This window comes from Sulfitobacter sp. HI0040 (assembly GCF_001634885.1).
In the GTDB taxonomy this organism is placed as follows: Bacteria; Pseudomonadota; Alphaproteobacteria; order Rhodobacterales; family Rhodobacteraceae; genus Sulfitobacter.
Genome location: NZ_LWEX01000210.1, coordinates 1 through 721, shown reverse-complemented (window position 1 = coordinate 721; position 721 = coordinate 1). Strand labels below are relative to the sequence as shown.

Here is a 721-nt window from a genome sequence, read left to right as displayed (position 1 = left end):
TCGCAGCCCCGGCTGCGGACAAAACCAATGTGGCCATGGTTCAAGCTCCTTCAGGAAATGCGAAACAGGCAACGACGCGGCGCTGCCAGGGTATGCTCATCGGGCTCTCGACGACGCCGCGACCCGAATAGGCGTGGATAAAGGCGGGCCTCTCGCACTGGGTGCTGAGAATTCCGAGATGCTTGGCAACTGCACCCGGCCGCATCCTGAACAGCACCACGTCACCAGCGCAGGCATCCGTCAGTGACTTGCTTCGCAGATATCGCGCAGCGGCCCGCCAGAGCCTTTCGTCCCCCTGCGGTTCTGCCCAGTCCCGCGTATAGGCGGGCACCCGTGTCGGCTCGGCACCCAGCCGGGCCCGCCAAACCCCGCGGATCAGCCCCAGACAATCGCAGCCCGCCAACCGGACGCTCGCCTGATGCACATAGGGCGTACCGATCCAGCGCCGCGCCTCGATAACGGGCCAGGGAACCTGCTCACTCATCGCAGGCTTCCCTTGCCATCGGTCCCCTGCGCGCGGGGGGCGGCAGTGATCCAGTCCATGCCCGGCAGATCCGGGAAACCCCTGTAATTCAAAACGTTGTCAAACTTCTTGCGGCAAGTCTCCAACCGTCGGTCGCAGCCCGCCACAAGCCTCACACGCGTACCCCGGGCCACATCCGCCTTAAGCGACTGCCATAGCTCGATCCGCTGCCCGCCGTCCGTAACCCGGTCGGTCTTC

General features: G+C 65.0%; 2 protein-coding genes. Both read right to left on the bottom strand.

Annotated features, from left to right (window positions below; all coding sequences use genetic code 11):
• Positions 1–40: 40 nt before the first annotated feature.
• Complete coding sequence (locus A3728_RS12195) at positions 41–484, bottom strand: NlpC/P60 family protein (RefSeq protein WP_067923959.1); 444 nt, start codon at positions 482–484, stop codon at positions 41–43.
• Positions 481–721: phage BR0599 family protein (locus tag A3728_RS12190; protein WP_201722318.1), on the bottom strand; the 241-nt coding region annotated here is incomplete at its 5' end. The genes A3728_RS12195 and A3728_RS12190, both read right to left, overlap by 4 nt.

What these genes read in the sequence shown, in the direction of transcription:
- A3728_RS12195 (WP_067923959.1), bottom strand. Translation starts at nt 484, where the DNA reads ATGAGTGAGCAGGTTCCCTGGCCCGTTATCGAGGCGCGGCGCTGGATC.